This window comes from Thalassotalea hakodatensis, assembly GCF_030295995.1.
Taxonomy (GTDB): Bacteria; Pseudomonadota; Gammaproteobacteria; order Enterobacterales; family Alteromonadaceae; genus Thalassotalea_C; species Thalassotalea_C hakodatensis.
On record NZ_AP027365.1, the window covers coordinates 3,736,845 to 3,750,513 of the forward strand.

The 13,669-nt window shown below is 38.1% G+C and carries 10 protein-coding genes; 5 read left to right on the plus strand and 5 right to left on the minus strand.

Annotation, left to right across the window (positions count from 1 at the left end):
• Positions 1–8: 8 nt before the first annotated feature.
• Complete coding sequence (locus QUE72_RS16535) at positions 9–1,070, minus strand: CNNM domain-containing protein (RefSeq protein WP_074496441.1); 1,062 nt, start codon at positions 1,068–1,070, stop codon at positions 9–11.
• 249 nt (positions 1,071–1,319) lie between these two features.
• Between QUE72_RS16535 and QUE72_RS16540 the strand changes: the two genes are divergently transcribed.
• A complete protein-coding gene (locus tag QUE72_RS16540; RefSeq protein WP_074496440.1) occupies positions 1,320–1,808 on the plus strand; it encodes a MarR family winged helix-turn-helix transcriptional regulator in 489 nt (162 codons plus the stop codon).
• A gap of 90 nt (positions 1,809–1,898) precedes the next feature.
• Here the strand turns inward: QUE72_RS16540 and glnD are convergent, their stop codons facing one another.
• The 3 genes from glnD to hrpB all read right to left on the minus strand — a co-directional run bounded on the left by glnD (position 1,899) and on the right by hrpB (position 8,043).
• Complete coding sequence (gene glnD, locus QUE72_RS16545; protein WP_286270223.1) at positions 1,899–4,472, minus strand: [protein-PII] uridylyltransferase; 2,574 nt, start codon at positions 4,470–4,472, stop codon at positions 1,899–1,901.
• An 8-nt stretch (positions 4,473–4,480) separates the two neighbouring features.
• The gene (locus QUE72_RS16550) at positions 4,481–5,299 is read right to left on the minus strand and encodes a hypothetical protein (RefSeq protein ID WP_286270224.1); all 819 of its coding nucleotides are present in this window, start codon (positions 5,297–5,299) and stop codon (positions 4,481–4,483) included.
• Between the two features lie 209 nt (positions 5,300–5,508).
• Positions 5,509–8,043, minus strand: a complete 2,535-nt coding sequence (gene hrpB / locus QUE72_RS16555; protein WP_322111094.1) for an ATP-dependent helicase HrpB — start codon at positions 8,041–8,043, stop codon at positions 5,509–5,511.
• A 174-nt stretch (positions 8,044–8,217) separates the two neighbouring features.
• Between hrpB and QUE72_RS16560 the strand changes: the two genes are divergently transcribed.
• Together QUE72_RS16560 and QUE72_RS16565 are read left to right on the plus strand one after the other, a co-directional pair.
• Positions 8,218–10,020: a choice-of-anchor I family protein gene (locus QUE72_RS16560; protein WP_286270225.1), complete on the plus strand. Its 1,803-nt coding sequence runs from the start codon at positions 8,218–8,220 to the stop codon at positions 10,018–10,020.
• Positions 10,021–10,305: 285 nt separating this feature from the next.
• Positions 10,306–10,719, plus strand: a complete 414-nt coding sequence (locus tag QUE72_RS16565; RefSeq protein ID WP_074496436.1) for a hypothetical protein — start codon at positions 10,306–10,308, stop codon at positions 10,717–10,719.
• Between the two features lie 32 nt (positions 10,720–10,751).
• On the opposite strand, the gene pepB is transcribed toward QUE72_RS16565, so the two are convergent.
• Positions 10,752–12,050, minus strand: coding sequence for an aminopeptidase PepB (pepB, locus tag QUE72_RS16570; protein WP_286270228.1), 1,299 nt, complete (start codon positions 12,048–12,050; stop codon positions 10,752–10,754).
• A gap of 122 nt (positions 12,051–12,172) precedes the next feature.
• Between pepB and sfsA the strand changes: the two genes are divergently transcribed.
• Entirely contained in the window at positions 12,173–12,889 is a 717-nt protein-coding gene (sfsA, locus tag QUE72_RS16575; RefSeq protein WP_286270230.1) for a DNA/RNA nuclease SfsA, read from the plus strand.
• A gap of 339 nt (positions 12,890–13,228) precedes the next feature.
• Positions 13,229–13,669 (plus strand): RNA polymerase-binding protein DksA, encoded by a 441-nt coding sequence (gene dksA, locus QUE72_RS16580; protein ID WP_074496434.1) that lies wholly within the window; start codon positions 13,229–13,231, stop codon positions 13,667–13,669.

Below are 13,669 nucleotides of genomic sequence, written 5' to 3' on the forward strand. Positions count from 1 at the left end.
AAACCTAATTACTCATCGTCTTCGTTGTTTGATACTTTATTATTGCTCGACTTTAACCGCTGTCTAAACTTAGCCTTAGCTAACATTTGCATATCTTCCACTTGATCACTCTCGTCAATTATTTCGCGGCCTAAAAAGGTTTCAATCGCATCTTCTAAGGTAACAATACCCGCAGTTTGCCCGAAATGATCTTCCACAAGAAAAATATGTTCATGGCGTTTTATAAAAAAATCAAGCAAGGGTAATACCGGTAAGCTTTCTGAAATTCGATGTAAAGGTTGTTTAATATCAACCAGTAACGTGTCGCCATTTCCTTGTCTTTCTTGTTCGTAGAGTGTCCCTTTAATAATTAAGCCGGTTATATTGTCGATTGAACCGCTATAAACAGGTATACGGGTAAAACTTGCTGTTTGCTCTGCAGCCAAAGCAGCAGAAATGGTCATGTTTTCATCAAGAGCATGCACAACGCTTCTTGGTGTTAATATATCACCGGCTTTAACCTCTCTAAGGGTAAGAATATTTTCAACCAATTGGTTTTCTTGGTAAAAAAGTGAACCATCTTTATGCCCTAATGCTGCAAAAGCGCGAATTTCATCTCGCGATACCACATCCGTTTTATTTTTATCAAACATACGCGTGAGCAACGATGAAAACCACACCAGAGGATAAACAACTTTCACGAGAAAATTGATGATATAAGCCGAAGGGATCGCCAAGTTACGCCAAAATTTAGCGCCAATTGTTTTTGGAATAATTTCTGAAAAGTATAATATTGCTAAGGTTAATAAAAACGCGATTAAGGTTTCTTTTTCTTCACCAAAAACTCTAATGGCTTGAGCACCAACACCTGCTGCACCCATAGTATGAGCGAATGTATTAAGGATCAAAATACTAGAAATCGATTTATCTATATTGTCTTTCACATGACTGAGTACTTTGCCACCAAGCGGTTTGTCTTTTTGAATATTTTCTACGAAACTTGGCGTTACCGATAGCAGCACAGCTTCAAGAATAGAACATAAAAACGACACACCTATTGCTATTGCCAAGTATGTGAGAAGTAAAGTCATAAATATTGCACGTTGAAAACATTAAAAAATAATCGATGATTGTAAACTAGCTGGCAATGCATTCCTATGTTTTCATCATATTTAGCCATAAATCCGATGATTCCCTCCTCACGCTCATTAAAATAATTTGTTCTGAAACTGTTTAGTTATTACTTTTTAGTCAAAGTCTAGCAATTTAAACGCTTATTACTATGCAATAACTCTAGAAATGTATAAGCTAGCCTCAAATTCTCTCAAAGTACATTTGCTATGGAAAAATACGAAGAACTGCTCGTTGCGATCAGAAGAGTGATCAGAGCGATTGATTTGCATTCTAAGCAATTAAATAAGTCAGCTGGGCTAACTGGGCCGCAACTGCTGATCATGCAAGAAATCGCCCGTGTTAAAGGGGTTACAGCGAGTCAAATTGCAAAAAATATTAATTTAAGTGCTGCTACGGTCACGAATATACTTGATAGATTAGAAAATAGATCACTCATAGAGCGAGTAAGAAGCACTGAGGACAAACGTCGGGTTAGCTTGTTTTTATCTGATAGTGGTCGAGAAACCTTAATCAATGCGCCGCAACCACTGCAACAACACTTTATTCAGAAGTTTTGTCATTTAGAGCAATGGGAGCAATCTTTATTGTTGTCGTCAATGCAACGTATTGCAACCATGATGGACGCCAACGAAATAGATGCATCTCCGATGTTAGAACTTGACTTAATGCAGGCTGATATCAACAAAACGCTATAAACGATAATTTGCTAAATTGATTAATTAGGTGTTTTGATCAATTTAGCAATTCATGACTGACAACTCGTTATACATAATATACGCGCCGATCTAAAACGCTATTTTTTCTTCGATCAATTTAACAATGTCATCAGAGTCTAAACTCGAGATTGATTGATCTTCACTATTCGAAATAAGAAAAACATTATCATTACATTCGCCTAGCTGACTTATTTTTGCTGAATGAATGGTAAACCCTTGTTCATTAAATACTTCACAAATCTGTTCAATATAGCCGGGATCATCCAAGGCGTTAATTTTAATCAGTGATTTGTCTTTATCTGGATAAGGTAATACCTCAATATTCGGATCTTGTTCAAAGGTCTCAACGTACATAGGCGCTTTGATTGCTTTACCGGTATCACCAGTATTCAAAATATCTTTAACTCTTTGCACAATGGCGTTTAATCTAAATTCATCATCAACAACATCGTCAGATTCACTGAGTAGCTGAAAGACTTCAATAACATTATCATCTTGAGTTGTCAGCATGTTTGCTTCTTTGACGCGAAGTTTTGCCTTAGAAAGCACTTTAAAGATATCGGAAAATAATTGATCCCTGTCAGGGGTATAAACGACTAAGGTCGTAAAGCCAAGATCATTTGAGTTACATAAAAATACATGATGTTCTTTATTAAAATTACTCATAATGTTTTCGGTAATTTCAACAATGTGTTCAACACAATTGGCAGTGAAAAACTCGCTCGGAAGCTTTTTCCACCATAATTCAACTTTTGCAATATCAACATCACTACAGAGTTGACTTTTCGCGCTGGCTTTCTTCTCGCTAATTAACGTTCTCGCTTCAAAAACATTGTTTGTGCCTTTTGCGATTGTTTTCTTTAAACCTTTATAAAGAAGTGATAATTGATATTCTATCCAAGGGTTCCAAGCACTTTCATTTGTTGCCATTAAATCAGCAACGGTAAAACATAATAACGAATCAAGCTTTTCTTTCGAGGAGATGGTTTTTGCAAGTTTTTGAAAAATAATGGGATCATTTAAATCACTTTGCTTACATACATCAAGCATTAACGTTTGGTTTTTTACCAACCAGAACACCAGTTGAATGGATTTTTCATCGAGCTGATGAAAAGTAGCAAACTCTTTCGCTTGCATCGCACTGAGCTCGTGATCTTCATCAGTTTGACGACCCGATAAATGGTGACATAAAGTCGCCAAACGTAAAGGAAGTTTGTTAGGAATTTTTTGATAGGATTTAACGGGAAAACTGTCTTTTTCATGATGTTTTTCAAAAGCACCAAGATAAGCTAACGCTTTAAACGCATGTTCATCAACTGTATAGGCATTATGCATGTCAAATTGCATTTGCCCTTCGATTAGCTGCCAGTGAGAAAAATATACCGACAAAATACCATAACGATGCATTAAGCCTAATGCTTGCTCGAATCCATCAGTTTTGGATAGAAGCTCGATAAATTCATCTCTACACCCTTGATAATCTTGTAGTTCCCCAAGTAATGAACGCCTTACATTTCTTAATGCCCTAAGCGTCTTAGGCGTAATACCCGTGATAGCATCTATGTCTGATATCAACCTAAACATACGGATAACTTGTTTCTTTTCAATAAATAAGTTTTTATCTTCTACATCAATCAAGCTACCTATTCTTCTAAAGCCGCTATCAAGTTGCTTTACGTTATTAACACGAGAAAATGACGTATGCTCGATTGTTAAGGTGTCTAAAATTAATTGGTTTAATTCACGAATGCGGGTCATGGCGCGAAACAGTTGACGCATCATACGCTCGATGGCTTGTTGGCTGTTCTCACCATCACCAAAGCCTAACATACTTGCTACGTCAGCTTGATGTTCAAACAACAATTGTTCTACCGATGACTCTGCAACCGTATGCAATGCCCATCGCACGCGACAAACAAAATCAAACGCTTCTTTTAGCTCAATTTGTTCGTCTGCCAATAACAGCTTAGTACCGCTAAACACCTCTGAATAGCCCAACCCGTAAAACTTTTGCGCAACCCACAAAATGCTTTGTACATCGCGCATGCCACCGGGGTGATTTTTTAAATTAGGCTCTAAAAATAAGGCGGTATTTTTTGCTTTTACATGACGTGCTTTTTGTTCTTCAAGCTTTTCTTCGAAAAATTGTTGATGAGTCCATAAATCTTCGCTATGCATTAATTGATTAATAGCCAGTGCATGCTCGGCTGGCCCAGTAATCCTTCTGATATCAAGTAAATTGGTTGCTACAGTAACATCTTGCTTTACTTGTTTTTTAGTTTCATCAATAGTTCTTACTGATTGGCCAATGTCAGAACCTAAATCCCATAACTTAGTTAAAAAACCAGATAAGGCAGCTTGCTGTTGTTGGCTTATTTTTTTATCGATAATGATCGCTAAGTCAATGTCAGAACCCGGGTGTAATGATGCTCGTCCATACCCGCCAACAGCATTTAGCGAGATGGGGGCATCCACTAAGCCAAAGTGTCGCCATAATTCGGTAAGTACTTCATCAAAAAAGTAAGCTCGTTCTGTTAACAAGCCTTGAATTGCATCTGTCATAAAGCGACAGTTAAGCACTTCGTCTTTACCTTTAATGACTTTTTTAAGCGTTAAAGCATCGGGTAGGGTTGTGAATTGCATTGTGTTCTCTATAATCGCTTAAACCAAGTATTTAGGCTATCTAACTCACCATCTACCAATGATTCATTTTTTAATCGCCCACCAAACTCAAATCCTTGTTCAACACATATTGCGTTAATGGCAAGACTGCTTGCTGGTACAATGGTAAAGGCAGTTGTACACTTTAATGCTTTAAAGTGTTGTTCCATTTCTGTGATTAAATTGATCAATAACTGCCAAACATCAAATTCAGCACTTACTATAAAGTCAGAAAACTCAACCACTTGCTGTGATTCATCATAGCTTGCTGTGGCGGTTGCGACAATTTTGTCGTTCGATTGGGCAAAAAATTTATGATGCGTGTCATGATCAGCAATTGAATGCTCACGCCCCGTAAACACTAACTTGTCTTTGCTTTCTACGTTAGTGCGAACTGTATTTGTACCAACCGTGACACGATCAAAACTAAAATCAGTTAATTTATTTTTTTTACTAATGTAGGCCTTTTCAAGCACTTTATCGTGAATTGTCGCAAGATGATTTTTATGGTGTTTATCGTTAAGGTAATAAACAACATAAAAAGCATCTTGTAAACCATAATAGGCCATTATCGAGGCTTCAACCTTAAAGCCATGTTGAAAAAAATAAATCGCTTGGGACTCATTTACCTTAATGCTGATTTTTGCTGCATTTATTTGATACGAATAACGCATTACCATTTCAACAAAAACTGATAAATCTATCGTTCCAAGGTCATCAATCAATACGGTATTTGCATCATGATCGTAAACAAAATCAATACTTTCTTCTTTTGCTAACTCTTCAAAACTAAGTGGTTTTATACTCATAATATTAATGTATTTCGCTCCTGACCCAAAAATTAATTAGAACTCTTATTATTTAAATAGTAACAAATGGTCAAAAAATAGCAAACAGGACTAGGCTGAAAAGCGCTCAAAACGAGCTTTATAATATTAATTCCATTTATGAGGTGTCTGGTTAATTTAATTATTACTCTAATGATTCACGAAAAACCACCTTAAAAATCCAACACCTGTTAAGCAGGTTTTTGCTTAATAGAACGTCCTGGTTTTTCTTCTAAGGGCTTTTCTGGCCATCGGTGTTTGGGGTACTTTCCACGCATGTCTTTAGCTACATCGAAATAGGAAGATTGCCAAAAATGCCTCAAATCACTCGTGGTTTGTATAGGTCGACGAGCTGGAGATAACAACTCAAAGCGTAACGGCACTTGCTGCATTGCGAGTTTAGGTGTTTCAAGCTGACCAAACATTTCTTGTAAAATCACTGCAACGGTTGGTCCTTGCGATTCATCATAGCGAATTAACACCTGTTTATTGCTAGGCGTTTGATAATGTATCGGCGCATTTTCATCCATAAACTGCTGTTGCTGCCAATCTAAGTTAGCAATCAGTAGTGGATATATTTCTAGCTGTTTAAGGGCCTTTAAACTATTAATATTATTCAGATAAGGAATAAGCCAATCTTCTATCGTAGAAAGTAAGTGTTGTTCAGATATTTGAGGAAAGGTATCTAATTGTTGACCTAACCATTGAGCTCTTGTCAGCCATGACCGACACCGTGACGACCAATTTAAAAAGCATAACCCTTCTTGTTGAAGAATATCTTTTAGGCAAGTAGAAAAATGTTCTTGTGATAAAGCACCATTATTTTCTTCTACAATCGTTAATGCCTTATAGTAAGTTTTACTAATGCTATGAATGGCATTTTTTTTGTTATCGAGCCTGAATTGTGTCTCTTCTCGTAAATCGTTCTGTAAAATTGTTGGTAGCTGTGATGACATTACCGGCAGTGCTGAAAATACTTTGCCGTCTTTGTTTTTTCCATCACAGTGACAAACGATCAACCATGTTTCACCTCGCAAAGCATCACTTTCATTAAGCGAAACTCCTCGACCATTAGCCAATAAATATCGTTCTCCTTGTTTATCTCGCGCCTTCGCAAGCCGTTCAGGAAAAGCAAAAAATAATAGTTGTGCAGCACATTCTCTAAAGCTATTAATACCTATGTATGTGCGTGCCAACTCTACTGACAATTTATTCGCAAAGTTTTTGGCAAGTTTAGCTACTTGCTCTAAAGCAGAACGATTCACTCCCGTAGGTATCAACTGCTGCTGTAAATATTCAGACACCACAAGAAATCTCGTTGTAATATCTACATTTTGCGACGAAATAAAAATATCTCTTTCAGACAAAAGAGCAGCAAGTAAACAAGCTATGGCAGTTTTTTCTGGTGAATCGGCTCGTATTAACATACTCGCAAGTCTTGGCTCTACACCTAGCAATAATGCCTGTTGCCCTAACCCCGTAATTTTATTGCCGCTATCGACAAAACCTAACGATTGGTTCAACTCACTCGCGACATCAAAATGATATTTCGCCGGTTCAGATAACCAATTTACATCTTGATGTTGCGTGATACCCCAAGCAGACAGCTCAAGCACAAAGCTTGTGAGTTCTGCGTTTAATACTTCTTCTGGTTGATAGTCAGCTAACCGTTGCTGCTCACTCTCAGACCATAACCGGATACATTTACCCGCAGTTAGCCTGCCAGCTCTACCAGCTCTTTGACTCGCTGAAGCTTTTGCTATGTTGATAGTATCGAGCCTAGATAAGCCACTTTTTACATCAAAACTTAATACTTTCTCAAGCCCAGAATCTATCACAGTAGTGATACCTTCGATTGTTAAACTAGTTTCTGCAATATTGGTAGCAAAAATAACCCTTCTTTGATGTGAGTCTTTCCTTGTTAATACCAACGACTGCTGAGCAAGAGGTAAGCCACCGTATAAAGGGAGTAAATCTACCGGTGTTTCCAGCACTTGTTCTGCTGCAGCTATGCATCGTTTGATATCTGCTTGTCCTGGTAAAAATACAAGAATATCCCCTTGCTTTTCATCTTCAAGTTCACGCTTTACTACAGATAATACAGTTTCGGTGAGATAACGGCTGCGTTGTCCATTATATTCAATAGCTACAGGGAAACTTCTACCAGGGCATGACATCACTGGCGCATGATGTAGGTAGCTTGAAACTTGTTGAGTATCAATCGTTGCTGACATCACCAACAGTTTTAATGTTTCGTTGTAAGCGTCTTGAACTTCTAGTGATAAAATTAATGCCAAATCAGCATGTAAAGAGCGCTCATGAAATTCATCAAAAATAACCAAGCCAACATCAGATAGTTCTGGATCAGACTGAATTTTTCGTGTTAATACGCCTTCAGTGACAATTTCTAAACGCGTGTTGTTAGACACTTTTCGTTCATTTCGGATATGATAACCGATCGTTTGCCCGACTTTTTCACCTATTTTTCCAGCTAAATAATGTGCAATAGATTTAACCGCAACACGGCGAGGCTCTAGCATGATAATTTTTTTGCTGCCAAACATATCTGAGGCTAATAATGAAAGCGGTACTGCAGTAGATTTACCTGCACCAGGCTCTGCCTGTAAGACCACTCGCTTATGTGCTTTTAACATTGTATTAAGCTCGGGCAAAAACTCGTCTATTGGTAGCAATTTTCTGTCAATGAGGTTGTAAATGGTTGGCAAAATTATATCAGAGTAGAAACTAAAAATGTGCTTGCCATGCAAAATCTCACGTCATGCACGTTGATTTACATTGATACCCAAACACACTCAATCATTTTATCGTCATGAAAATGCAAGAGAATTGTCATAAACCTTAATTACAGTGGTATTTATCATCATAAAACGAGTACCGCAATGAAAACATTAAAGAAATTATCTATTGCCTCAATTTTACTTACCTTGTTAGCTGCTTGTAACGGCGACGATGGTCAAGACGGCACAACGGGAACTGCAGGTCCACAGGGTGAACAAGGCTTACCTGGACAAGACGGCCAAAATGGAGAAAGTGGAAACCTTTCTCTTTCCGCAACACTGGTAGCACGTGCTGTTCTGAGTGCTGAATCGCCAGAAGGCGCTGCAGAAATTGTACAATATCATGCGTCATCACAGCATATATATGCCATTAATAGTTCTGGCAATACCGCAACAGTTGATATTCTTTCGTTGTCTGATGCAGACCCTGCAGCATTAAGTACTAATGCAGAAGGGGTTATCACAAATACGAATATGAATACTATCACTCAAATTGATTTATCAGTTCATACCCCAGGTGATGCAAATAGTATTAGTATCTCTAACGACCTAAATGTTTTAGCTGTTGCTTTAGCTGCCAGTCAAACTGGGGATAAGGGTCACATTGCTCTATACGATATATCCGCAGCCACACCAACTTTTATGAAAAACATTGAAGTAGGTTTTCTACCCGACATGGTCACTTTTACGCCTGATAGCAGCAAACTCATTGTGGCGAACGAAGGAGAACCTAGTAGTGACTACACCATTGATCCTGAAGGTAGTATCTCTCTTATTGCGATTAATAATGGTGTAATAAGTGATACTGCGACAAACATTACTTTTACCGAGTACAACGATAAAAAATCAGATTTAATGGCTCAAGGAATGATGTTTCCTAACCCTTCCGGCAGGGTAATTAAAGGACAAACAATCAACACAACTGTCGCAATGGATTTAGAACCTGAATATATTGCCGTTTCTGATGACAGTAAATTTGCATACATTACCCTTCAAGAAAACAACGGTATTGCAATTGTTAATTTAGAAACCAATACCTTAGTCGATATTAAAGGGTTAGGATTTAAAGATTGGTCAAATTTTGTTATCGATGCTTCAGATAAAGATGATGGAATAAACTTAAAAAAATACAAAAATTTATATGGTATGTATCAGCCAGATACTATTGCTACCTACACATGGAAAGACGTGAATTTTATTGTGACTGCCAATGAAGGTGACGGTAGAGAATATTTTTTCGAATCTGCATCTGAAACAACCTGTTTAGCTGAAGGTGGCATTGATTATGACGAAGATGACGGTTGTCTTGCTTACCTTGATGAATCACGTGTAGAAGATTTACTTTTAGATCCCATCGCTTTTAGTGCGATTAACAATGATGATTACGATTTAGGTAGACTGAAAGTCTCAATTGAAAAAGGTGATATCGATAATGACGGCGATTATGATGCACTATACACTTATGGCGCTCGATCATTTTCAATTTGGGATGCGAATGGCAATCTCGTCTTTGATTCTGGCGATGATATTGTTCGCATCACGTCTGCGGTTCACGGCGAAGCTTTTAATAATGACGAAGACACTAACGAAGGTGACACACGTTCAGACGCAAAAGGTGCTGAACCTGAAGCACTTACTATCGGTCATATTAACGGAAGAACACTCGCATTTGTTGGGTTAGAACGTATGTCAGGCATTATGATTTACGACATCACCAACCCCTTTAATGTTACATTCGTAGATTACTTCTATAATCGGGGGTTAATTGAAGACGCTGACATTACTGGCGATTTGGCTCCTGAAGGAATGACATTTATTCCAGCTACCGATAATGCAGAGGCGATGCTAGTGGTTGGTCATGAAATTTCAGGCTCTGTCAGTGTATGGCAACTCGCTGTTCAATAGAGTCTGTTGACTTTTTAGCTCAAGAAAACGCGACTATGCTAGTACAGTCGCGTTTTCTTGTAGACTAATCTGCATTAGGGGCTGTAGACAAAATCATACTTTTCTTCTCATTTATACCTCTTCCACACAACAAATTTCATCCTGTGAACCAAGCATAAAGAAAATGATAACGGGTTGATTTCGTGTTGTTTAAATAATTTGCATCTTTCGAGAAATCTGCTTACTTGGCAAGCAATATTTTTTTTGCTATTGATATTAACCCGACAACAAAACAAGGAAGATGATGTGAATTTAGCCGCCCATGGTGATTACAATATTGAAAAGGAAAACAACATACTCATTGTTGATGCACGAGGTCCGTTCAACGAAGTCACCGCAAATGCTTACGTAAAAGATATGCATATCGCTTGCGAGCAATATCAAGGAAAACCTTGGGGGTTATTAATTACCTTTTATGGTAACAGTATCTTTACTCCAGAAGCGGAAAAGATACTCGTTGATGTCACTCGTTATCGAATGCAGCGAGGTATGATAGCAAACGCTAGTGTTATTGTTGATAGTAATACCGCTGATATTCAGCAAATGCAGCTTAGGCGAGTATACCAGTCGTGCAATCTTACTTTTCATGTATTTACTGATACCTTTAACGCAAAACAGTGGCTGGTAGAATTTGTAAAAGAGCAGTCGCAAGCCATGTAACTACTCTTTGCAAAGAGCTACTACTACGAGTGCTATTTATTATTTAACAGCAAGTTTGCTATCGTCGCGATAGACATACCTGTAGCGCCTGCAGCCCACAGACTATTTGCGCTTCCGTTATAAGCAGCAGCTAAATCAAAGTGCAGCCAACCTTTTCCGTCATTCGGCACAAACCTTGATAAGAAGCCAGCTGCATTACTTGCTCCTCCCATACCGCCCCCTTTTTGAGTACGGCTATTTGCGGTATCAGCAAAGGCTGAAGGACACTTTTCTTGATGCCATGGCGCTAAAGGTAATGGCCACAAAGGCTCACCTTCTGCTTTCGCTGCAACTAATGCCCGTTCAGAAGCGACACTATCTAACGACATTAACGCTGTATAATCCCCCCCTGTTGCTAACATAGCAGCCCCCGTTAACGTTGCAGCATCGATAATCATTTTGGGTGAAGATTCACTAGCCAGTAATAAACCATCCGCTAACACAAGGCGTCCTTCTGCATCTGTATTGGCAATTTCACAAGTAACACCATTTTTATAGGTTAAAATATCACTGACTTTATACGCACTACCGCTGATCATATTTTCAGCGCAGCACAAAATCAATTTTACCCGCTTGGTTAGCCCTTGTTGTATTGCATAAGCCAATGCAGCTGCCACAACTGCGACACCGCCCATGTCACACTTCATGTTAAACATGCCTTCATTTGATTTAATGCTGTAGCCGCCAGTATCAAATGTAATGCCCTTACCGACCAAACACACATCTATTGGAGCGGCCGAATTACCGGTAGGGTTAAAATCGATTTCAGCTAAACAAGGTGCATGTTGGCTAGCTTTACCTACGTTATACACCCCAACCCAGCCATTTTCATTTAATGCTTCGCCTTTGATCACATTCATACTAACAAATTCAGGCGACAATGCTTTAACGTAATCAAAAACACTTGATACTAATATTTCTGGCGATTGTTCTGCTGCTGTTTGATTGGTTAAGCGCTTAGCCCAAGCATAAGTCATTAATTTATTTGACAGTTTATTAATTAATTCGGGTTCGCCAGTGAAGTGGATATTATTACTTTTATTGATCGAGCTAAAACCTTGCGCAAAGGCCCATTGATAACTTTCTTGCCAGTTACCCCCAGTTAGAGCTACCTGCTCAAGCCCCATGCTTTCTAATTTTCGAGCGGCTTTTTGGATATTTCTTTCACTATAGTTATCAAACTCAGGAAAGTATAGAAACACCTCACCATTAATATGTTGAATGGTTTTATTCTGTTGCCAATCTGTTGCTTTATTGTCGTTAATTAAATGTACTAGAACACCTTGCTTCACGGGAACACCTTATTTCTTGAAATTCATTGTGTTAGTTTACACCAAACAAACAAGGTGCTCACACTTAGTTCAATAAATATTGTACTATCATGCACACTTTATTTTACAAAATTGTCTTAACTATGAAGCTAACACTTTCTCGAGCAACCCTTGAAAAGCGATATAAGCGATTTCTGGCTGATGTCATCCTTGATAACGGCAATAGAACTACTATCCACTGTGCAAATACAGGTGCAATGACCGGTTGTGCGACTTCTGGAAACAAGGTGCTTTACAGTGTTTCAGAGAATAAAAAAAGAAAATATCCCTATAGCTGGGAGCTTAGTATCACCGAGCAACAACACACCATCTGCGTCAATACCATTCGCGCAAATCAGTTGGTAGAAGAAGCATTAAACAATGGAATAATTAATGAATTCGAACATTTTTCAGCATTAAAGCGGGAAGTTAAGTATGGTAACGAAAACAGTAAAGCTGATTTTTATCTTCTCGATGAAAATGGAACTGAAACGTATATCGAAGTGAAAAGTGTCACGTTATTTGAGGATGAACAAGGTTATTTTCCTGATGCTAAAACCCTACGAGGACAAAAGCATTTGCGTGAATTAATAGACATTGTAGAACAAGGTAAACGTGCCGTGTTATTGTTCGCGGTGCTACATTCCGCTATTAATAATGTCAAAGCAGCAGCGCATATAGATCCCATTTATGCTGACTTACTCCGCCAAGCAAAAGAAAAAGGAGTTGAAATTCTCGCATATAAAGCAGAATTTTCTGTTAGGGAACAGGAAGTCGAAATTCAATTAACAACGCCCATATCTGTCAGTTTTATCGATTAACACTGCAAAAAGTGATATCCCCTTTTGAAGGGTTAAATGAAAATACAACAAAAAAACAGCTAATTTGTTACAACTATTATCAACAAAAGATTGACGAGAGCAGCTAAATCTTGCTAAAAAAGTGGGCTTGCAATAAAACAGGATTCATTCATTATAAGTTATACTTGTAACATTTTGATATTCCACTAAAAAAAATATTTTTAATGATTGTTCTTGAATTTTGTCTAACGTAACACAATATAGTTCTGATATTTCAGGTCTATTTTAAAAATTGGCACATGCAGTCAAATTAGCATTCTTTAATTGTTATTTGAACTAGTTAGCATTAGGAGAATTAGCATGCCAAACAGTAAAGCTTTAGGTATTTTAGCGTTAGCAGGTGTAGAGCCGTATGTAGAAAAACCTAATGAAGAATACATGAGCGCTGAGCAATTGGAACACTTTAAAAAGATCCTAGAAGCATGGCGTACCCAACTTCGTGAAGAAGTCGATCGCACCGTAACTCATATGAAAGATGAAGCGGCAAATTTTCCTGACCCTGTGGATCGTGCAGCGCAAGAAGAAGAGTTTAGCTTAGAATTACGTACTAGAGATCGTGAACGTAAATTAATTAAAAAGATTGAAAAGACTTTGCAATTAATTGAAGAAGACGATTTTGGTTTTTGTAAAAGTTGTGGCATTGAAATCGGTATCCGCCGATTAGAGGCTAGACCTACCGCTGATCTTTGTATTGAATGTAAAACATTAGCGGAAATCAAAGAGCGACAACTTGCCGGTTAA

Bases quoted from the DNA above. Each gene is read 5' to 3' on its own strand.
- QUE72_RS16535 (WP_074496441.1), bottom strand. From the start codon at position 1,070: ATGACTTTACTTCTCACATACTTGGCAATAGCAATAGGTGTGTCGTTT.
- QUE72_RS16540 (WP_074496440.1), top strand. From the start codon at position 1,320: ATGGAAAAATACGAAGAACTGCTCGTTGCGATCAGAAGAGTGATCAGA.
- glnD (WP_286270223.1), bottom strand. From the start codon at position 4,472: ATGCAATTCACAACCCTACCCGATGCTTTAACGCTTAAAAAAGTCATT.
- QUE72_RS16550 (WP_286270224.1), bottom strand. From the start codon at position 5,299: ATGAGTATAAAACCACTTAGTTTTGAAGAGTTAGCAAAAGAAGAAAGT.
- QUE72_RS16560 (WP_286270225.1), top strand. From the start codon at position 8,218: ATGAAAACATTAAAGAAATTATCTATTGCCTCAATTTTACTTACCTTG.
- sfsA (WP_286270230.1), top strand. From the start codon at position 12,173: ATGAAGCTAACACTTTCTCGAGCAACCCTTGAAAAGCGATATAAGCGA.
- dksA (WP_074496434.1), top strand. From the start codon at position 13,229: ATGCCAAACAGTAAAGCTTTAGGTATTTTAGCGTTAGCAGGTGTAGAG.